This is a genomic window from Flavobacterium sp. 140616W15, assembly GCF_003668995.1.
Lineage (GTDB): Bacteria > Bacteroidota > Bacteroidia > Flavobacteriales > Flavobacteriaceae > Flavobacterium.
Map to the genome: position 1 here is coordinate 3,012,968 of NZ_CP033068.1, position 19,355 is coordinate 3,032,322.

Annotated in this window: 18 protein-coding genes and 1 pseudogene; 12 read left to right on the plus strand and 7 right to left on the minus strand. The window is 30.8% G+C overall.

The annotated features are described in order from the left end of the window. The first annotated feature begins 13 nt into the window (after window positions 1-13). The 6 genes and pseudogenes from EAG11_RS12950 to EAG11_RS12975 all read left to right on the plus strand — a co-directional run bounded on the left by EAG11_RS12950 (window position 14) and on the right by EAG11_RS12975 (window position 5,487). Entirely contained in the window at window positions 14-913 is a 900-nt protein-coding gene (locus tag EAG11_RS12950; protein ID WP_129539538.1) for a MerR family transcriptional regulator, read from the plus strand. Between the two features lie 37 nt (window positions 914-950). After that, window positions 951-2,417, plus strand: a complete 1,467-nt coding sequence (locus tag EAG11_RS12955) for an NAD(P)/FAD-dependent oxidoreductase (protein WP_129539539.1) — start codon at window positions 951-953, stop codon at window positions 2,415-2,417. Between the two features lie 4 nt (window positions 2,418-2,421). Beyond that, window positions 2,422-3,258, plus strand: a complete 837-nt coding sequence (locus EAG11_RS12960; protein ID WP_129539540.1) for a phytoene/squalene synthase family protein — start codon at window positions 2,422-2,424, stop codon at window positions 3,256-3,258. A gap of 23 nt (window positions 3,259-3,281) precedes the next feature. Next, the gene (locus tag EAG11_RS12965; protein WP_129539541.1) at window positions 3,282-3,722 is read left to right on the plus strand and encodes a sterol desaturase family protein; all 441 of its coding nucleotides are present in this window, start codon (window positions 3,282-3,284) and stop codon (window positions 3,720-3,722) included. 9 nt (window positions 3,723-3,731) lie between these two features. Then, complete coding sequence (locus EAG11_RS12970) at window positions 3,732-4,193, plus strand: SRPBCC family protein (protein WP_129539542.1); 462 nt, start codon at window positions 3,732-3,734, stop codon at window positions 4,191-4,193. Next, window positions 4,193-5,487 (plus strand): annotated as a pseudogene (locus tag EAG11_RS12975) (deoxyribodipyrimidine photo-lyase). The gene EAG11_RS12970 and the pseudogene EAG11_RS12975 overlap by 1 nt, the downstream one beginning before the upstream one ends. A gap of 161 nt (window positions 5,488-5,648) precedes the next feature. Here the strand turns inward: EAG11_RS12975 and EAG11_RS12980 are convergent. Then, window positions 5,649-6,953, minus strand: a complete 1,305-nt coding sequence (locus EAG11_RS12980; protein WP_129539543.1) for an AarF/ABC1/UbiB kinase family protein — start codon at window positions 6,951-6,953, stop codon at window positions 5,649-5,651. Next, complete coding sequence (locus tag EAG11_RS12985; protein ID WP_129539544.1) at window positions 6,950-7,612, minus strand: TetR family transcriptional regulator C-terminal domain-containing protein; 663 nt, start codon at window positions 7,610-7,612, stop codon at window positions 6,950-6,952. Before EAG11_RS12985 ends, EAG11_RS12980 begins: the two co-directional genes overlap by 4 nt. A gap of 99 nt (window positions 7,613-7,711) precedes the next feature. On the opposite strand from EAG11_RS12985, the gene EAG11_RS12990 reads away from it, so the two are divergent. Then, window positions 7,712-8,623, plus strand: a complete 912-nt coding sequence (locus tag EAG11_RS12990) for a TIGR01777 family oxidoreductase (RefSeq protein WP_129539545.1) — start codon at window positions 7,712-7,714, stop codon at window positions 8,621-8,623. On the opposite strand, the gene EAG11_RS12995 is transcribed toward EAG11_RS12990, so the two are convergent. From EAG11_RS12995 to rmuC, 4 genes are all read right to left on the minus strand, one after another. Beyond that, window positions 8,624-9,163: a YceI family protein gene (locus EAG11_RS12995; RefSeq protein WP_129539546.1), complete on the minus strand. Its 540-nt coding sequence runs from the start codon at window positions 9,161-9,163 to the stop codon at window positions 8,624-8,626. A 213-nt stretch (window positions 9,164-9,376) separates the two neighbouring features. Continuing rightward, on the minus strand, window positions 9,377-9,931 hold the full coding sequence (locus EAG11_RS13000; protein ID WP_230728656.1) for an acyl-CoA thioesterase: 555 nt from the start codon (window positions 9,929-9,931) through the stop codon (window positions 9,377-9,379). Window positions 9,932-9,939: 8 nt separating this feature from the next. Next, window positions 9,940-10,305: a 6-phosphogluconate dehydrogenase gene (locus tag EAG11_RS13005; RefSeq protein ID WP_129539547.1), complete on the minus strand. Its 366-nt coding sequence runs from the start codon at window positions 10,303-10,305 to the stop codon at window positions 9,940-9,942. A gap of 12 nt (window positions 10,306-10,317) precedes the next feature. After that, a complete protein-coding gene (rmuC, locus tag EAG11_RS13010) occupies window positions 10,318-11,676 on the minus strand; it encodes a DNA recombination protein RmuC (RefSeq protein ID WP_164998707.1) in 1,359 nt (452 codons plus the stop codon). 198 nt (window positions 11,677-11,874) lie between these two features. Between rmuC and EAG11_RS13015 the strand changes: the two genes are divergently transcribed. The 5 genes from EAG11_RS13015 to EAG11_RS13035 all read left to right on the plus strand — a co-directional run bounded on the left by EAG11_RS13015 (window position 11,875) and on the right by EAG11_RS13035 (window position 15,438). Then, window positions 11,875-12,753: a protease complex subunit PrcB family protein gene (locus tag EAG11_RS13015; protein ID WP_129539548.1), complete on the plus strand. Its 879-nt coding sequence runs from the start codon at window positions 11,875-11,877 to the stop codon at window positions 12,751-12,753. A 49-nt stretch (window positions 12,754-12,802) separates the two neighbouring features. Next, complete coding sequence (locus tag EAG11_RS13020) at window positions 12,803-13,204, plus strand: hypothetical protein (protein ID WP_129539549.1); 402 nt, start codon at window positions 12,803-12,805, stop codon at window positions 13,202-13,204. An 88-nt stretch (window positions 13,205-13,292) separates the two neighbouring features. Then, window positions 13,293-13,808: an RNA polymerase sigma factor gene (locus EAG11_RS13025; protein ID WP_230728660.1), complete on the plus strand. Its 516-nt coding sequence runs from the start codon at window positions 13,293-13,295 to the stop codon at window positions 13,806-13,808. Further along, the gene (locus EAG11_RS13030; protein WP_129539551.1) at window positions 13,805-14,590 is read left to right on the plus strand and encodes a hypothetical protein; all 786 of its coding nucleotides are present in this window, start codon (window positions 13,805-13,807) and stop codon (window positions 14,588-14,590) included. Before EAG11_RS13025 ends, EAG11_RS13030 begins: the two co-directional genes overlap by 4 nt. Before the next feature lie 47 nt (window positions 14,591-14,637). Further along, window positions 14,638-15,438 (plus strand): hypothetical protein, encoded by an 801-nt coding sequence (locus tag EAG11_RS13035; RefSeq protein WP_129539552.1) that lies wholly within the window; start codon window positions 14,638-14,640, stop codon window positions 15,436-15,438. A gap of 111 nt (window positions 15,439-15,549) precedes the next feature. Here EAG11_RS13035 and EAG11_RS13040 read toward each other — a convergent pair whose 3' ends face one another. Then, window positions 15,550-18,969 carry a T9SS-dependent choice-of-anchor J family protein gene (locus tag EAG11_RS13040; protein WP_129539553.1) on the minus strand — a complete coding sequence of 1,140 codons (3,420 nt, stop codon included), beginning with the start codon at window positions 18,967-18,969 and terminating at the stop codon, window positions 15,550-15,552. Between the last annotated feature and the right edge of the window lie 386 nt (window positions 18,970-19,355).

Sequence of the window (19,355 nt, forward strand, 5' to 3'; positions counted from 1 at the left end):
TAAATATCAATTAATGATAAACAATATAAAAAGTGTTTTTAGCATAAAAGACCTTGAAAACCTTTCTGGAATTAAGGCACACACCATTCGCATTTGGGAAAAGAGATACAACATTCTTGAACCTATGCGTACTGACACCAATATTCGCCTGTATAATTTAGCCAGTTTACAAAAACTACTAAACATTACATTACTACATGAATATGGTTATAAGATCTCAAAAATAGCAACCTATCCACAAGACAAGATTCCACAATTAGTTAGAGAAATCATTTCTAATAAGAATGCAAAAAATCATGCAATCAGTTCATTCAAAATGGCAATGATGAATTTTGATCAAGAATCATTTTTCAATACTTTTAATTGGCTGACTACTGAGAAATCTTTTAAGGAAATCTTTCAACAAGTATTCATCCCTTTATTAAATGAGTTGGGCTTATTATGGCAATCCGATACTATAACTCCTGCTCATGAACATTTTATATCTAACTTGATAAAACAAAAGCTACATATAAATACCGAGAAACTTCAAGTTCAAAAGCCAACAAAAAATGATAGAATATACGTTCTTTCATTACCAATGAATGAAATTCATGAACTAGGATTAATGTATATACAATACGAGATACTTCTTCAAGGCTATAAAACAATTTACTTAGGTGAAAGCATGCCTATAGAAAATCTAAAAGAACTTAACAATCATTTCAACAACATCACTTTTGTTTCCTACCTCACAACCCAACCAGATCGCACAATAGTCAATCAATATGTAAAAAATATGAGTTCTGAGTTACTAAATAAATCCAACGAGATATGGTTGATTGGCAAAGTGGTTGAGCACATTGAGTCAGAAAACCTAGACCAAAGAGTACACATTTTTAACTCTATAGAAAAATTAGTGATGCAGATATAATTATTTTGTTTAATTATTTTGTATTTTTGTTAAACAAATGAAGAAAACAATCTCAATTATTGGTTCCGGTTTTTCGTCTTTAGCCGCCTCATGCTATCTAGCTAAGCAAGGTTATGACGTAACTATTTATGAAAAAAATGCATCTATAGGTGGTAGAGCTAGACAACTAAAAAGTAATGGTTTTACTTTTGACATGGGTCCAAGCTGGTATTGGATGCCCGATGTATTTGAAAATTTCTTTAGTGATTTTGATAAAAAAACAAGTGACTATTATCAATTAATAAAGCTCAATCCAGCATATCGTATATATTTTGGAGTTAATGAATTTATGACTATCACTGATAATTTAAACGAAATTGCAGCAACTTTTGAATCTATAGAGAAAGGGAGTGGTAAAAAATTAGTTGATTACATATCGAAAGCTAAAAGCAACTATGACATTGCCATAAAAAAATTAGTGTATCGTCCAGGTGTTTCTGCTTTAGAATTGATCACTCTTGAAACTACACAAAAATTAAGTCAGTTTTTTGGAACAGTAAGTAAAGACATTCGCAAGAAATTTAAAGACCAAAGGCTGATTCAAATTCTTGAATTTCCAGTTTTATTTCTTGGTGCTAAACCATCTAAGACTCCTTCTTTCTACAATTTCATGAACTATGCTGATTTCGGATTAGGAACCTGGCATCCTAAAACGGGGATGTATGATGTTGTACGCGGTATCGAAAGTCTAGCCAAAGGACTTGGAGTTACTATTCAAACCAATTCTAACATTGATAAAATCATAGTCAAAAATAATATCGCAACTGGATTAATTATTAATGATGAAATTATTACTGCAGATATAATATTAAGTGGTGCCGATTACCAACATACTGAAACTTTATTAGACAAAGAACATCGAGCCTATTCGGACTCTTATTGGGAAAGCCGTGTTTTTGCTCCTTCTTCTCTTCTATTTTATATTGGATTTGATAAAAAAATTCAAAACATTTCGCATCATGCTTTATTCTTCGATGTAGATTTCAACCAACATGCCATGGATATTTATGACGAACCTAAGTGGCCTGAAGCTCCTTTATTCTATGCTAACTTCCCATCAGTGACAGATACAACAGCAGCTCCTGAAGGAATGGAAAGTGGTTTTTTTCTAGTTCCACTAGCACCTGGAATAGAAGACACTGAAGTACTTCGTGAAGAATATTTTGAGAAAATAATTACTCGTTTTGAAACTATCACTCAACAATCTATTAAAAATAATATTATATTTAAGAAGTCTTTTTGCAAAAATGACTTTATCGAAGATTACAATGCTTATAAAGGAAATGCATACGGAATGGCAAATACCCTATTACAAACTGCATTTTTAAGACCTAAACTAAAAAGCAAGAAAGTAAAAAATTTATACTTTACTGGGCAATTAACTGTTCCAGGACCTGGCGTACCTCCTGCTTTGATATCGGGAAAACTAGTATCCGAATTAATAAACAAATCCTTTTCATCATAAAAATATGAAACAGTTATTTGATAATGTCTCGTTTAAATGTAGCAAACTGGTAACCCAAAGCTACAGTACTTCTTTCTCCTTGGCTGTATATATGTTAGCTCCAAGCATAAGAGATGCTATTTACAGTATCTATGGCTTTGTCCGTTTTGCTGATGAAATTGTAGATTCGTTTCATGGATTTGATAAAAAGTTTCTAATCGATGATTTCGAAAAAGAATACTATAAAGCAATAGCAACTGATATAAGTCTTAATCCTATTTTAAATTCTTTTCAACAAACCGTAAAAAAGTATAATATTACTGATGATTTAATTCAGTCTTTTTTAAAAAGTATGCGACAAGATTTAATCAAAACGGACTATAATAAAGAAGAAATTGAAGATTATATTTATGGTTCTGCAGATGTTGTAGGCTTAATGTGTCTTAAAGTTTTTGTTTCTGGTAGCGATTCAAAATATGAAACATTAAAAATGGAAGCAATGCGATTGGGCACCGCTTTTCAAAAGGTAAATTTTTTACGAGACTTAAAAGATGATAATCTAATTTTAAACAGGAACTATTTTCCAGGAATCGATTTAAACTCATTTGATGAAAATTCAAAAAATAAAATCATAGAAGAAATTGAAGAAGATTTTAGAATAGCCTATCAGGGAATTGTAAAACTTCCTGTTGAAGCTAAGTTTGGAGTATATACTGCTTATATCTATTACAAAAAGCTTTTAAAGAAACTAGAAAACACTCCTTACCATGAGATAGGCAATGAAAGAATTCGAGTTTCTAATTATTCAAAAGCTGGATTACTAGCCAAGTCTTTTGTTTCATATAAACTAAGAATGGTATAACTTCTAACAAAAAAAACACAACAATGGTTTCCTTTTTAATTTTTATAGGTGTATTTCTCTTCATGGAATGTGTCACTTGGTGTACTCACAAATTTGTTATGCATGGTTTTATGTGGTATTTTCATTCTGATCATCATCAACCTAAATACACAAATGTATTTGAACGAAATGATATTTTCTTTGTAATTTTTGCAATCCCGAGTATTTTACTATTCTATTTTGGAACTATAGATGGTATCAATTACTTATTTTTTATCGGTCTGGGATTAACTTTTTATGGATTTTGCTACTTTATGGTACATGATGTATTGATTCATCAACGCTTTAAATGGTTTAAAAACACCAAAAACAAATACCTCATTGGATTAAGAAAAGCGCATAAAGCACATCATAAACACTTAGACAAGGAACATGGTGAATGTTTTGGAATGCTATTCGTTCCGTTTAAATACTACAAAATCTAATCATGAATCATGAAAGTATATAAAAAAGAATCTGTTCAGCATATCAATACGAGTTTAGAAGAATGCTGGTCTTTTTTTTCTAATCCTAAAAACCTTCAGATAATTACTCCTAAGTCAATGGGATTTGAAGTTACCGATTATGATGACAAATTAATGTATGCTGGACAAATCATTCAATATAAAATCACTCCGCTTTTAGGGATTAAATTAAACTGGATGACTGAAATTACTGTAGTAAAGGAAAACAGTTATTTCATAGACGAACAACGTTTTGGCCCCTATACTTTATGGCATCACAAACATTTTTTTGAAGCTACAGCTAATGGAACTCAAATGACAGATATTGTACATTATGCTCTTCCGCTAGGTTTTATCGGACGCATCATGAATGCTCTTGTTGTGAGAAATGAACTGAAAACAATTTTCGAATATCGCCACAAAAAGGTTGAAGAAATTTTTAATACTAAATAATGAACAAACAAAAAGTTAGTCTATTCTGGTTTCGACGCGATTTGCGTTTAGATGATAATCGCGGATTGTTTCATGCCCTTGAATCTAATTTTCCAGTTATTCCTTTGTTTATTTTTGATGAGGCAATTCTTGAGAGCTTGCCTAAAGACGATTCAAGAGTGAGTTTTATATACGATTCTCTAGAAAAAATTAATACTGAATTGAATACTATTGGAAGCTCTCTTTTAATTAAAAAAGGGGAAACTAATAATATCTGGCAATCTCTCATCGAAGAATTCGATATTCAGGAAGTTTTTCTCAATAAAGATTATGAGCCTTATGCTATAAAAAGAGATTTAACAATCTCTGATTTATTAAAAAAAATAACACTTCGGTACATTTATATAAAGATCATGTGATATTTGAGGAAAAAGAAATCACAAAATCTGATGGCTTACCTTATACTATATATACTCCTTATAAAAATAAATGGTTAGAAAAATATAAAATTTTAGGTCAAGCCGAAGAATATAATACGGCAAGTCTTTTTTCTAATTTTTATAAAAGTCAATTTGTATTCCCAACAATAAACCAAATTGGGTTTGAAAAAAGTACGATTAAAGTACTTCCTCATAATCTAAAAAACATTTCGAATTATCAAGAAACAAGAGATTTTCCTGCGTTAGATTCAACCTCTTATCTTTCACCTCATTTACGTTTTGGTACTGTTAGTATTCGAAAATTAGTAAACTGGGCTGCTCAGACAAATCAGGTTTTCTTGAGTGAATTAATATGGAGGGAGTTTTTTATTCAAATTTTATTTAGTTTTCCAAATGTCGTTAACCATAATTTTAAATCCGCATATGATGGTATTCAATGGTTAAATAACGAAAACGACTTTAAACGCTGGTGTACTGGAACTACTGGATATCCTATGGTCGATGCTGGAATGCGCCAACTTAATGAAACGGGATATATGCACAATCGGGTTCGAATGGTTGTTGCCAGTTTTTTATGCAAGCACTTATTAATTAGCTGGCAATGGGGCGAAGCTTACTTTGCCGAAAAATTACTTGATTATGAATTGGCCTCTAATGTTGGTAATTGGCAATGGGCTGCTGGAACGGGTTGTGATGCTGCTCCGTATTTTAGAGTTTTTAACCCAGAAATTCAGCTTAAGAAGTTTGATGAGAAGGGAATTTATATCCGAAAATGGATTCCTGAATTTGATTTAGGGTACAATGAACCGATGATTGACCATGCTTTTGCTAGAGATCGTGCTATAGCAACTTATAAAAAAGGAATTCTGAGATAGCTTTTTTAATTAAAATCTAAATCTTAAAGTCTCTGTCAGAGTTTAAACTTTGACAGAGGCTTTATTTTTTGTCGTTTCTAGCCCAGATGGAAACGGCATGCTCTTGTGTTGGTGTTCAACACAAGAGATATAGTATCCCGATAGCTACCGGGAAGCTGGAACTAATATATCTGATAATTATTTACTTCAATCTTGGCTTTTAAATCGAACATTAAATTATATAATCCGAAGAATGTTCTATTCATATATATAAAATGTTTTGAACCACGATTTCCGTTCATCTTTTTAAGGTTTGTGTCTTTTGAGAATCGTTCTCCCAACTTGGCTATATTATTAAAAAATTCTTCATCAGAAAAATCGAATGTATCTGATTGGAATGGTTTTGTGAATAACGATAATAAATCATGGAACATTCCTGTGAAATATTCAATTTCTTCCTTGGTATCATCTGTTCTCAGAATTTCTAATTCGAATAATTTCTCATTAAAAAGCTTCTCGTCAGTTATCACTTCTTTATTGATTAACTCAAAATAGGGTACATAAAAGTCATTTGGAATTTGTTTCATACATCCAAAATCTAAAGCTACCAACTGGTTTTTATCATTTACCAGGAAATTACCAGGATGAGGATCAGCATGAACTTTTCGCAAAATATGAATTTGGTACATATAAAAATCCCAAAGTGCCTGTCCAATTGTATTTAATTCATCTTGGCTGTGGGGCTTTACTGTATATTCTGAAAGATGAATTCCTGCCATCCAATCCATAGTGATGATTTTCTCTGAAGAAAAGTCTGGATAATAGTTAGGAAAGACCAGATTTTCTATCTTTTTACAAGCATTTACCACTTCTTGGCTCTGTTGCAATTCTAATAAATAGTTAGTTTCTTCAATCAACTTATCTTCTACTTCTTTAAAATATTTATCTGAATCTTTTCCTTGTAGGTTAAACATTCTTATTGCCATGGGCTTTACCAAAGCCAAATCGGAAGAAATACTATTGGCAACTCCTGGATATTGAATTTTTACGGCTAGTTTCTTTCCATCTTTTACAGCTAAATGCACCTGACCGATACTTGCTGCATTTACAGAATTGGGATTAAACTCATCAAAAATTTCATAGGGAGTTTTACCAAAATTAGTTTTAAACGTTTTTAATACTAATGGCGCAGATAATGGCGGAACTGAAAATTGCGATAAAGAAAATTTTTCTACATAGGCTTGTGGTAAGAAATTCTTGTCCATGCTTAACATCTGTGCTACTTTAAGTGCACTTCCTTTTAGGCTTTTGAGCCCATCATAAATATCTTCGGCATTATTTTCATTTAATTTATCGCGGGTTATTTCTGGGTTTACAATTTTTTCTCCGTAGTACTTTAAATAATTCACTCCAATTTTTGCTCCTGTTTGAACAAGTTTGCTCGCCCTTTCTATCTTGGAAGTTGGGATATAGTCGATGGTTTTCATTGTTTGCTATATATTTTTTCTTTAAAAATAAATTTGCCAAAATCCAGTAAATGATTCATTGGCGCTACATTCATCAATTCAAAAGATACATTTACAGATTTCTCAATAAAAAGATCCGTTTTTTCAAAAGCTGGAGATGCATCATCTACCCAAAATTTAAGCGTAAGCAAAAGTTGCATCCATGCGGTTTCCTGAATTGCTTTTTCCTGAAAATTTTGAAGCTTCTCTTGCTGAACTCGATAATCATCGGTTATAATTGAACTGATATATTTTTTGAAACTATCGCGAAGTGTAGTTAATTTTACTAAGTTTTTTATTGGGTTGGAATTGCTTTTCAAAGCTTGAACAACATAACTACGATTTGCAGTTAGCAATTCGAAAAAAGTAAAATAAAAACTGAGCATTTTATTCTTCATATCATACTCTTGGTACTCTGGGTTTTTATCTAGTAATTCAAGTGTGTTCTTGAAAAACAGATTAAAAATTTCTTTTTCTAATCCTTCAAATGTTCCAAAAAAAGTATAAAATTCAGCCTCTTCGAAATCATTTGCTTTGGCAAAATGAAAAACCGATTTAGGATTTTGTCCATGTTCCAAAACGTAATTCATATATAAAGAAACAATTTTATCTTTTGTCAATATCTCTTTTTTAGTTCCCATAGCACTTACTTTTTTTAATTGAGTATAAAGATAAGCAACGTTTAATTATATTTACGTAATGTTAAACAAAACAAGGTGTTAAATATATTATAAACTATTATGAGTAAAAATATTTTATTAACTGGTGGCTCTGGTTTTATAGGTAAAAAACTTACTACGTTATTAATTAACCACGGATATTCTGTCTCTATACTAAGTCGCACCGAAAGGAAACCTAGCAAAGATATCACCTATTATAAATGGGATATAGAAAACAATTATATAGATGAAACATCGGTTTTAAAAGCAGATTATATTATTCATCTTGCTGGTGAAGGTATTGCTACAAAAAAATGGTCTCGTAAAAGAAAAAAAGAAATTATCGATAGTAGAGAAAAACCTATTGAACTCATTTATTCAGTTTTAAATAAGAATAATAAATCCTTAGATGCTTTTATATCTGCATCGGCAGTTGGAATTTATGGAGTATTTACAAGTGAGAACATTTGCAATGAAGAAACACCTGCTGCAAATGATTTTCTTGGAGAAACTTGCCAAAAATGGGAAACTGCCACCGAATCAATTAAATCACTAGGAATTCGTACTGTTATAATACGAACTGGTTTAGTATTAGGTAAGGGTGATGGTTTTTTGAAAAAATTAACTCCGCTATTCAAATATAGTTTTGGCTCAATTATAGGAACTGGTAAACAATATATGCCTTGGATTCATATTGATGACTTATGTAGCATTTATCTCCTTGCAATTACAAATACTAATATGAATGGTCCTTTTAATGCTGCTGTTACTGATAACACTAATAATGCTGTTTTCTCTAAAGCTCTAGCAAAAGTATATAATCATTCTTTATGGTTACCTAAAGTTCCTTCTTTTGTAATTAAATTGATAATGGGCGAAATGAGTAATATTGTATTAACGGGACAACGAGTTTCTTCTCAAAAAATAGAAAATGCAGGTTTTAAATTCAAATATTCAAATTTAGAACCTGCACTTATAAGTTGCATCAAATAATTATTTCATAACCCCCATCACGCTTGTATTCACCCTTTTTGACACTTTACTTTCTATCATAGATGGAATCTTAATATTAAAATCCTCGGTATTAAGCGGGAAATCTGAAGTGATTTCTATGCCCTCAGGCACTTTTTTAAGGATTGCATTTACTTCTATATCTTTTGTTTTACCATGAATTTGAAGTTTCCCTTTAATGGTATATTGTTTTGGTATTTCACTAATATCTTTCATGTCGAATTTTCCAATTTTGCCTTTAAATATGGCTTTCGGATACCGATCACTTTCGATATAATTTTCATTAAAATGAGTTTCCATTAAATCCATTTTAAATCGAAAATCTTTCATAACAGCCACACAAACAAAACTACTTGTTTCTGGCTCCATAACCATAGTTACCGTTTTATTGACTGCATTTACCTCTTCAAAAAAAGGTACAGAAGCTTCAAAATTAATAACACCTATTGAAGTTCTTATTCTATCTTGTGCTGTAATAAAATTAGCGGTAAGTAATAAAATTAAAAAAGTACTTTTTTTCATAATCTTCAGCAATTAAAATTAAACACATTGCATGACATTTTTTGAAAAAAGCCTATTGACAAAAGTAAACCAACAACAGACATAAATCAAAAATAGAACTATTCTGAAAAGAGATTAAGTCATTAACGATAGTTAAATGCTCTTTCTTAAAGTTACGAATTTTAATCTACTTTGGTTCTTAAAACAACGCTAAAACTTACACAAAAATCTATTTTAATTTAGCTCTAATAAAACATTGTATTTGCTTAAACTTGCCAATGTTTCAATAGAACTATAATTATATTCTTCAGCATGATTTTCGACTTCTTTTTTGACCTCTATATGTTTCAGAGCTTTACAAAAACGTCTTACTTCTTCAAGATTTGATAAAATAAGTCCTGGAACAAGAACACTCTTTCCATCTTTATCTTTGGCAACCATTGTAAAGTAAGAAGAATTACAATGTTTTATAGCTCCTGTTTGAATATTTTCAGCTTCAACACGAATACCCACAATCATCGAGCTTTTACCTACATAATTAACTGAGGCCTTCATAGTTACTAATTCTCCTACCTCAATAGGCTTTAAGAAATTGACTGTATCTACCGAAGCTGTTACGCAATAATTACCAGAGAACTTAGATGCACAAGCAAAAGCAATCTGATCTAACAATGATAATATGTAACCTCCATGTATTTTTCCACTAAAATTAGTATGTGATGGAAGCATCAATTCTGAAATGCTTATTCTTGAGCAGGCTACTGTTTTAAAATTTGTATTTGTATCCATATTCTATATTATTTTACATTAAATGGAGAGTCTTCCTTTTCTACTGCTATTACAAAATAGCGCGTGTCTCCCCACCAAGGAAATGTTTTATATTTTTCTATATAATTTAATCGCACATAACTGCCTTGAAGCACTTTTAAGTCTTCTATCACTTTTTTATCACTATCTAAAACGGAGAAAGAGAATATTTGTGCTCCCGAAATTCCCTGACTCAATTCTCCCTCCCATGTCTTCATTACAACTCCTTTATGGCTCAGTCTTATTAATTCGCCCGAACGTATTCCTGTACTATAAGGTACATAATAAATAAAAGCAAAATACCCAATTAAAGCAAGCGCTACAATACCAATGACAATTCCCAGAATTCGTTTCATCCTAATATTAATTTAGTTTTCGCTGTTATTTGCTCTTGTTAAGATATTCTCAGGAAGGGATTTTTTCGCCTTTGCTCCCATTTTCTTTAACTTTTCTACGCTTGTAATTAAATTTCCTCGTCCTTCGACTAGTTTACTCATCGCGTTTTCATATTCGGTTTTTGAATCATTTATTTTATTTCCAATTTTAATTAAATCGGCTATAAACCCTTCAAATTTATCATATAACGCTCCGGCTTGTCTAGCTATCTCAAAAGCATTTTCTTGTTGTTTCTGATTTGCCCACATACTGTCAATAGTTCGTAAAGTCGCTAATAATGTAGTTGGTGTGACAATTACAATATTTTTTTCAAATGCTCTATTATATAAGGTAGCTTCTTCATTTAATGCGATTGCAAAAGCGGGTTCTATTGGTATAAAAAGTAATACAAAATCGGGACTTTCTATTTGATACAAATCATGGTAGTTTTTATTTCCAAGTTGCTCAACATGACGTTTTATAGAATTTACATGCTCCTTTAAATAAGCTGCTTTTAAACTATCACTCTCTTCGTTAATCCATTTTTCATATGCTGTCAAAGAAACTTTAGAATCTACAATCATTTTTTTACCATCTGGTAAATGAATTACGACATCTGGCAGAACACGAAGACCAGCCTCATTAGTAAAACTTTGTTGTACTTCGTACTCTCTTCCTTTCTCTAAACCAGATTTTTCGAGAACTCGTTCCAAAACTAATTCCCCCCAATTCCCTTGCATTTTACTATCTCCTTTTAAGGCTTTGGTCAAATTAAGTGTCTCTTTACTCATTTGAGCATTCATCTCACTTAATCCAATTATTTGCTGACGTAAAGCCGCATGATAATCAATACTTTCTTTATGCGTATCTTCTACTTTCTTTTCAAATCCTAATATTTTATCTTGCAAAGGCAACAAGATATTTTTCATATTTTCATTATTCTGTGCAGTGAATTTTGTCGATTTTTCCTCGAGTATTTTATTGGCAAGATTTTCAAACTCTTTGGTGAATTTTTCCTGAAGTTGTTCTACTTCATTTTTTTGTTCTTTATGGCGTTCCCATAAATTTTCAAAATCAACTTCTTTTTTTGATAACTGAATTGCAAGACTATCTTTTTCAGTTCGAATAATTTCTTTATCAGAATTTGATGCTTGAAGTAATTTCTCGAAATTGTTTTTTTCTGACTGAAAATGTTCTCTTTGCTGTTGAAACTGATTCGTTAGCGCAATTAATTTTTCGTTTAAACTTACCTTCTCTGATTGAAATCGTGCAGAAAAAATAAGTTTACCTATAAAAGCCCCAATAATTAAAGCAATAATAAAAACTAATAGGAGAGAAAATAGATTCAACATAAGGAGATTTTTTAAAGAGTAAAAGTACGTAATAATAGCTAGTTTCAAAGAAGAGATTGTTTTTTTGAGTTTAAGAATACTCCCTTTCTACAACCTTTTTAAACGCAAATATTTTTTTTCAAAAAAAACATTTTCTTGACGCAACCTTTTTGACTTTACATCATCTTATAAGGTATAATCTTTTAAAACATTAAAAAAATGAAGAAAATTATTTTTGTCCTATTTGTTGCCTTTGGAATCAGTTCTTGCTCAATGAACTCAGACAATGATTATCAAAGCTGTGGTGATTTTAGTAATGTTGCTTTTTCTGGTTTTCCTTTAGAATGCAACTATACCATAAAAGACATGCCGGCTACTCCTATGGCTGTAGCAATAAAAACGCAAGAAAAAATGGATTCTTTTTTTACCAAAAACACGAATCCTTGTCCTACACCAATAAATCCTAATATAGATTTTACCAAAAATTACCTAGTTGGTGTTTTTTCTGGCCCAAAGCCAACTGGTGGTTATGAAATAAAAATTAGTTCTATTGTAGAGAACTCTTGTGAAATAATAGTACAATTCTATGAAAAAGAACCACTTAACAATGATCCAGTTACTACTCCTGCAACAAACCCTTACGATTTTGTTTTAATTCCAAAAACAGACAAACCTATTTACTTAAACAAAGTAAGTGAAAATAAAAACTTTGTAGTTTTAGGAAGTTACAGCAGTCAATGTAATGGAGCTGATTGCCAATTATTTTATAATATCAACAATTTAAATGTTGTTCAATATTTAAACGTAGTTGTTGGTCAATATGATTTTAGTAAATACAACTATCGATCATTAACAAAAAAAGGAGACTATTCTGACTTTTTAAAACTAATTCCTACAGAAATTTTGAACCTAGATGGTGGAAATAAGACCTATGGAAATCCAGATTCTGACAATCAAGGAGGAATCTATTTTGAATTAAACCAAGGAAACAAAGTAACTAAAGTACTCATAGACAACAACAACACACCGGATCAAAGCCCTGAAATAATTACATTCAAAAAAGCAATCAAAGATAAAATTGCAGTTCTAAGAAACTAACTTAACTTTGTAGGTTAAATAATTAACACAAATTTATTAATTTCTTAAAATGAAAAAAACAATCTTAGCTCTTCTAATTATTATTTCTGTTTCAACTTATTCTGCAAATGTAATTTTCAAGTCTAATAAAATGACTAAACTTCATGGAAGTTGGACTTGGCAAAAATCTACAGGTAATCAAAACAGTAGCTACACCTCAACTCCAAAGAGTATTGGAAGCACTAAAAAACTAGTTTTTACACCTGAGGGAAAAGTAATTACATATAAAAACAATGTCGAAATAAGAAATAGCAAATATCTTATTACTAAAGGAATTAGCGTATTTGATAATCTAGAGCATGACTTAATCACATTTGAAGGAATGACTTATGTAATCAATAAATTAGATTCTAAAAATCTAATTATTGCAAACAATTTCCCTAACGGATACATTTCTACTTATAAAAGGTAGAATATCAATATCCAAACACCTATTGCAATCTAATTTACTTTAAAATTATTTTTTGGAAGACAATTTAGACTTACTTATAAAAAAGTGCATGGACAATGACAGAGGAGGGCAATTGAGAATTTATCAATTGTTCTCTCCTGTATTGTATGGAATTTGTCTAAAATATATGAAAAATGAAGATGATGCAAAAGATGTCTTTCAAGAAGCTTTTATAATCGTTTTTCAAAAAATAAAGCAATATAAATTTGAAGGTAGTTTTGAGGGATGGATGAAACGAATTTTCATCAATAAACTCATAGAAACTCTAAAAAAGAGAAAAAGAGATTATCTTTTTTTGGATGTTTTTGATTCAGAAACAGAAATTATCGAAGAGGAAGAACTAGAATCTATTCCGATAACACAAGAAAAACTAATCGAATATATCCAGGATTTACCCGACCAATATCGGATGGTTTTTAATCTATTTGTATTTGAAAAAATGAAACACAAAGAGATTGCCGAAATGCTCCAAATTACTGAAGGGACTTCTAAATCAAACTTAAATAGGGCGAAAAAAATATTACAAACAAAAATTTTAGCCGTATTAAATTTTAAAATAGCATGAAAAAGAAAAAAATAGAAGATGTTTTTTCTTCAATAGAAAATTTTTCTAGTGTACCTCCACCAGAATTATGGACTATGATTGAAGAAAAACTAGACGAACCTAAAAAGAAAAAAGCAACAGCCATTTGGTGGTCGTTAGCTGCTAGTCTTTTAATAGGTTTAGCCATCACGTCTGGTCTATATTTTAACTCAAATGAAGATGATACTTTAATTAAGAGCAATAATGTTGTTCTAGATAATCAAGAAAACAACTCAAAATCAAATACAACTCCATCTACTATTAATAATACTCCTTTAGATAGTGCGACTACAATAACTATTGCTGAATCAGACAATTCAACAACTAATAAAAAGTCAAACAACAGTCAACAATCACCTAAAACAGTAACAACTTCAATCAATAAAAAAGAAAAGTCTCCATTAAAATTAAATCATGAAACTATTTCTTTAGCCAAATCATCATCAGAAAACAGCAATAAAACTACCTCATCAAGGCAAAACAGTATTAAAATTGGCAATACTCTAAATAAAATTAAAAGCGAAAGAATTGCTTTAAACAGTAATAACAACTCTGAAAAATCAGTTAAGGATGATGTAAATACATCTTTAATAAAACAAAATAACACCAAAATTGGCAACGATTTAAATAGTGATAAAAGCAGAGAAATTGCTTTAAATAGTAATATTCAATCTACATCACAAAATGATGTCAATAATTCTCTATACAAACAAAACACAACTGAAATTAATAGTAATTTAAAATCAGATCAAAAAAGGAAATAGCTCTAAATAGTATCTCTGAAAAGAATCTTACATCTTTTAACGATTCTTTGAATAAAGCACAAATTGCACTTGAATTACAACAATTAGAAAACAGACTAAATAATAAAGAAGACAAGGACGAACCGAAAACTGAAAAAGATCTTTTAAAAGAAAAATGGTCAGTGGGGCTTTATGCAGGTATTGTAAACTCTCAAAGTTCAGGTAATAAAAAGACATTAGGCAATCCTATCGAATCAAAACAAAATACTGGATACGGTGTAAAAACAAATTACAAACTCAACAAAAAATGGGCAGTAAGTTCTGGTTTAAAAATCAATGAACTAGGGCAATCAGTAGCTAACGTATCTTATTACAACAAACAACAAAACACATTAAATACTGGAATTACCAATGACTTTTTTATTTCAAGTCCAAATGTAGAATACATTTCGACAAATAGGGATTATGTTTTTTCCTCTGACAACAGTAATCAAAAAATTCAAAGCAGTGGTACAAGTAACCTAACTGGTAATATTAGTCAACAATTACAATATCTAGAAATGCCCTTAGAAGTTTCTTATGCTATTTTAAGTACAAAAAAAACAGCTATAATGCTTAACACGGGTGGCTTCGTAGGGAAATTAATCTCCAATGAAATTTTCTTAGATGGCAATTCAATTGGTGAGAATCTAGATGTCAACAATTTCGTCTATGGATCTAAATTAAGCAGTACTTTACAATATGAAGTGCTTAAGCAGACTCGTTTGTTTGTTGAACCTGGTCTAAATTATTATGTCAATCCACTAAAAACCCAATCGTTTAACCAATTTCAGTGGGGTCTGAATTTTGGGGTTAATTTTGGGTTTTAATTCTCTCTTTTGTTATAATAACAATTACACACAAAATTATATTACATAAATAAAGCTAGACTCTAATGATTAGAATCTAGCTTTATTTTTAATTTATAAGCTTACTGTCTTTTATTTTTTTATAATCTTATCTTTAAAAACAACTTTATTGTTTTCTGATAAAGTGTAAATATAAATTCCCGATTTTAAATCACTTATCTGGATTACCGAAGTGCTATTTTCTGTCCCTCCATTTACATCAACTGGCTTTCCTATCATACGCCCTGTAATATCATAAAGTCTTAACTTTAATTTCTTGTCATCATTCGTTTTTACAAGAACATTCACGATATCTGTCGCTGGATTAGGATATGTTTTTACTGCAAAACCATTCTTAGTTTCAAAATCAATTGTCCCTAATGTAGATTTTTTTAATTCGAAACGAGCAATTACTGGCCCGTGATCCGATGTTGTATTTACATAATTATTTATATCCGAACGAGGATCATATACTGCAATCGAATTAGGGATATATTCACTATTTAATTCATTTGATATCATAATATGATCCAAAAATCCACCTGAACTCAAGAAACTAAAAGCTCCTGCTTTACTAATATCTAAAGTAAGTGCATTATAATTTGCGACATCATCTACAAACATTTTATATGAAGAAGGATTTGGTGTTACAACAGATGCTTTTACGTCATCATTATAATCTCCCAAAATGATTAAATCAGAATTTGCATAATAACGATCTAGACTGTCTTTTAATACTTGTGCATCATATTTACGCATGTTGTATTTACTGATATCACTTCCGCTATTGGCACGTGCATGGAGATTAACCAAATTAATTAATCTTTTTACTCCTCCAATATCTGTTTTTATTTGTACCATATACGGCAAACGTCCTGACGAGAAAAAATTAGCATTGGTACCTGGGTAATTTACTAAAGTTTCTGTTCCAGCACGAAGGTCATCATAAAATTCCTTAAACATTACACGTTGACTTGTAACCGTTGCTATTTGAGTATTATAAATCACAACTAATTTTTGTGCAGGAAAATTTGGATCAGCTTCATTAAATGAATAAGACCAACTAGGTGAAGTAACTTTATCAAATGTTTTACCACCAACACTAATTTGTTTAATTAATTCTTCCATTGCTTTATCATCAGACACTTCTTGTACAGCATAAACATCGGCATCTAACTTAATCATTGCTTTTGCAACATTAGCTATTTGTAATGCATTATCTGTAGGCCCGAATTCTTTGCCACTTTTATCTTTTATATCTGTCCCAAAAAATTCAAGATTATATGTTACAACATCAAATGTATCTGCTTTAGGCAAAGAAGAACCTTTTAATGTACCAATATTTTTATTCAATGAAGTTCCTGTTAATGTCAATGTACCTGTTATAGACAATTCTTTTGTAGAAGGTGTAAATCTTGCATAAATTGTTTTCCCAAGCAATGCATCAGCTTCGCTTACAGTAACACTTGATAAAAAGTTAGAATCATTAAGAGATAATTGATAATCTAATGGAGCAGCGATAGTAACATCACCGTAACCACCAGCTTTAAAAATAAAAGACTTACTAGTAGAAACTGCATTTGGACTCACATCTCCAAAATCTAAATTAGGATTTGAATCTACGAATCCTAGCTCATTTGTTATAGCTACATCATCAATCGTCCACTCTGATGCATTACCACTACCTCCTGATAACGTTTCGTAAACCCAAGCTACATAAGTATGATCCGTTATGTATGCTCCTAAATTAATGTATTGTGATTGAACATAAGTTCCCGTTGTTACAGGAAAGTTACCATCTATTTCTGTCCAACTAGCAGTATCAGGGCTACTTTTTCCATCGTAATTTGTAGAAACCATTAATTTTAAACTTGGTCCGGCAAAATATTTACGAGAATAAAATGATAATAATGGATAATTATTAAAGCTATTTAAGCGTAATTTTGGTGAAATCAACCAATCTTCACTTACTCCACCATCTGAAAATCCATTCATTACCACTGCTCCGGGAGCTGAATTAGCATTTGTAGTTGTACTTTTCCATTGATTAGCAACACCAGCTACACTATAAGATGTCCAACCGCTATTAGTAAAAACATTGGCATCATTAAAATTCTGAACGTATGGATTAATTCCAAAACCTGATACAGTCACTATTTTAGTTGCTGCATTGGTTGATTGATGAGTAATTTGTCCTGTAAAACTACCAAGTCCATTTGGTGTAAAACGTACATAAACTGTTGGAGTCGCGTTTGAAGCAAAAGCTCCTAAATCATATACAACAGAAGGTCCAAAAGTAATATTATCCTTAGATACTGCAAAATTAGCTGTTGCTGTAACTGTTACAGGATTAATAAGATTGGCCCCTTCTATTTTATAATCTAAAGCTGATGAACTAAAATTTTCTTCTTCGGTACCCAAATCAATAGCTGTAATCGTTGTAGTTATTTTTGGCGACACAACAGCTGAAGTAGTAACATCGATTTTATTCGCTGTTGCTTGTATGTTACCATATGGATCTTCAGAAATAGAGTAAACACTATATGCTGTATTTAGTGCTAAACCTACAATGGTTTTTGAATAAACCAATGCTTCATCTGCAATATCCAATACACCAGATTGTAATGCTACTGTTCCACTTGCGTTCAAGCCTCCTTTTATTTGTGCTGGTGTAGGCGCTGCATCAGTAGTAGCTACTAATACATAATATGTTTTACCTACCTCATCAATTTTATTATGAAAATCAAACTCATCCGATAAAACATTATCTATTTTTGGATAATCAACACTATTTACTGGAGGAAATAGATCTTGTTGAATATTAATATTTGAAATTGCAAACGAAGGACGAGTTCCTGAGCCTGAGTCCTCTCTAGAAATCCACCTAATCTGCACTATACTTTTATCATTACACTCTTCAGGTAATATTACTTCTATGCTTTTCAAATTTTGAGGAATTACAACACCTTTGTCAATTTGTCCAACGGTATTATTTCTATAAGCTGTTGGTAATAAAGATGTAAAAACCCCAGTAGTCCCAACTCGGTATTGCAAAACCATTTCATTTATACGGCTTGGTAGAGTAGTACCTGTACCTGTACCATAAGGATTACGAATAGTCATTATATCATATTTAACCTTAATCGCTTTTTGGCCAGTAGTGATAAAAGCAAATCCAATAGCAAAATCAGCAGATCCTGTATTAAGAAAACCTATTTTATTCTCAAAATTATATATATTTCCACTAGCACTACTTGCTGAACCCCCAGCAGTTAATGCTTTATCACTAATTAAAATACCATTTGTATTAAATGTCTTTCCAGTAGTCGTAGCAACCAACCATCCTTGAAATCCAACTGGATATTCTACTACTGTCGATGGAAATGGATCAAATAATTGAGAATAAGGCAATGTTTGGGCCGGTGGTGCTGTCTGGGCAAAGAGATTCACCGAAAAGCAATAAAAAAAACTAAAAAAAGCCATTAAATGGCGTAAAGAGTAAATGTTTTTCATACGATTAAAAAATAGAGTTTTTAGAGTTCAAATTTATAGTCTTTAAAGTTAAGCCAATATTATAAAACCTTAAAGTTAGTGTTTATAAATTTATTAAACATTCAACAAAAAACATCATAATATCTATTATTTATATAATAAATAATAGATATTATGATCAATTAAACAAATAATCAGCACTTTTTTCATTTATTACTTTAAACTAAAAAACCTCAATAATCCCAGTAATAGTAAGGCTTTTCTAGCAAAAACACACGTTCTAATCTCTTAATAAAACCGAGCAATTTTGTATCCATTAAATTAGAAATTCTTTAGATTTACTCACAAGAATTTTATTTTTATTACTAATTTTCTAATCATGAAAATTACACATCATGAGCTTTTTT

Bases quoted from the DNA above. Each gene is read 5' to 3' on its own strand.
- EAG11_RS13015 (WP_129539548.1), top strand. From the start codon at position 11,875: ATGAAGAAAATTATTTTTGTCCTATTTGTTGCCTTTGGAATCAGTTCT.
- EAG11_RS12970 (WP_129539542.1), top strand. From the start codon at position 3,732: ATGAAAGTATATAAAAAAGAATCTGTTCAGCATATCAATACGAGTTTA.
- EAG11_RS12965 (WP_129539541.1), top strand. From the start codon at position 3,282: ATGGTTTCCTTTTTAATTTTTATAGGTGTATTTCTCTTCATGGAATGT.
- EAG11_RS12980 (WP_129539543.1), bottom strand. From the start codon at position 6,953: ATGAAAACCATCGACTATATCCCAACTTCCAAGATAGAAAGGGCGAGC.
- rmuC (WP_164998707.1), bottom strand. From the start codon at position 11,676: ATGTTGAATCTATTTTCTCTCCTATTAGTTTTTATTATTGCTTTAATT.
- EAG11_RS12990 (WP_129539545.1), top strand. From the start codon at position 7,712: ATGAGTAAAAATATTTTATTAACTGGTGGCTCTGGTTTTATAGGTAAA.
- EAG11_RS12955 (WP_129539539.1), top strand. From the start codon at position 951: ATGAAGAAAACAATCTCAATTATTGGTTCCGGTTTTTCGTCTTTAGCC.
- EAG11_RS13040 (WP_129539553.1), bottom strand. From the start codon at position 18,969: ATGAAAAACATTTACTCTTTACGCCATTTAATGGCTTTTTTTAGTTTT.
- EAG11_RS12985 (WP_129539544.1), bottom strand. From the start codon at position 7,612: ATGGGAACTAAAAAAGAGATATTGACAAAAGATAAAATTGTTTCTTTA.
- EAG11_RS12995 (WP_129539546.1), bottom strand. From the start codon at position 9,163: ATGAAAAAAAGTACTTTTTTAATTTTATTACTTACCGCTAATTTTATT.
- EAG11_RS13005 (WP_129539547.1), bottom strand. From the start codon at position 10,305: ATGAAACGAATTCTGGGAATTGTCATTGGTATTGTAGCGCTTGCTTTA.
- EAG11_RS12950 (WP_129539538.1), top strand. From the start codon at position 14: ATGATAAACAATATAAAAAGTGTTTTTAGCATAAAAGACCTTGAAAAC.
- EAG11_RS13020 (WP_129539549.1), top strand. From the start codon at position 12,803: ATGAAAAAAACAATCTTAGCTCTTCTAATTATTATTTCTGTTTCAACT.
- EAG11_RS13030 (WP_129539551.1), top strand. From the start codon at position 13,805: ATGAAAAAGAAAAAAATAGAAGATGTTTTTTCTTCAATAGAAAATTTT.
- EAG11_RS13025 (WP_230728660.1), top strand. From the start codon at position 13,293: ATGGACAATGACAGAGGAGGGCAATTGAGAATTTATCAATTGTTCTCT.
- EAG11_RS13000 (WP_230728656.1), bottom strand. From the start codon at position 9,931: ATGGATACAAATACAAATTTTAAAACAGTAGCCTGCTCAAGAATAAGC.
- EAG11_RS12960 (WP_129539540.1), top strand. From the start codon at position 2,422: ATGAAACAGTTATTTGATAATGTCTCGTTTAAATGTAGCAAACTGGTA.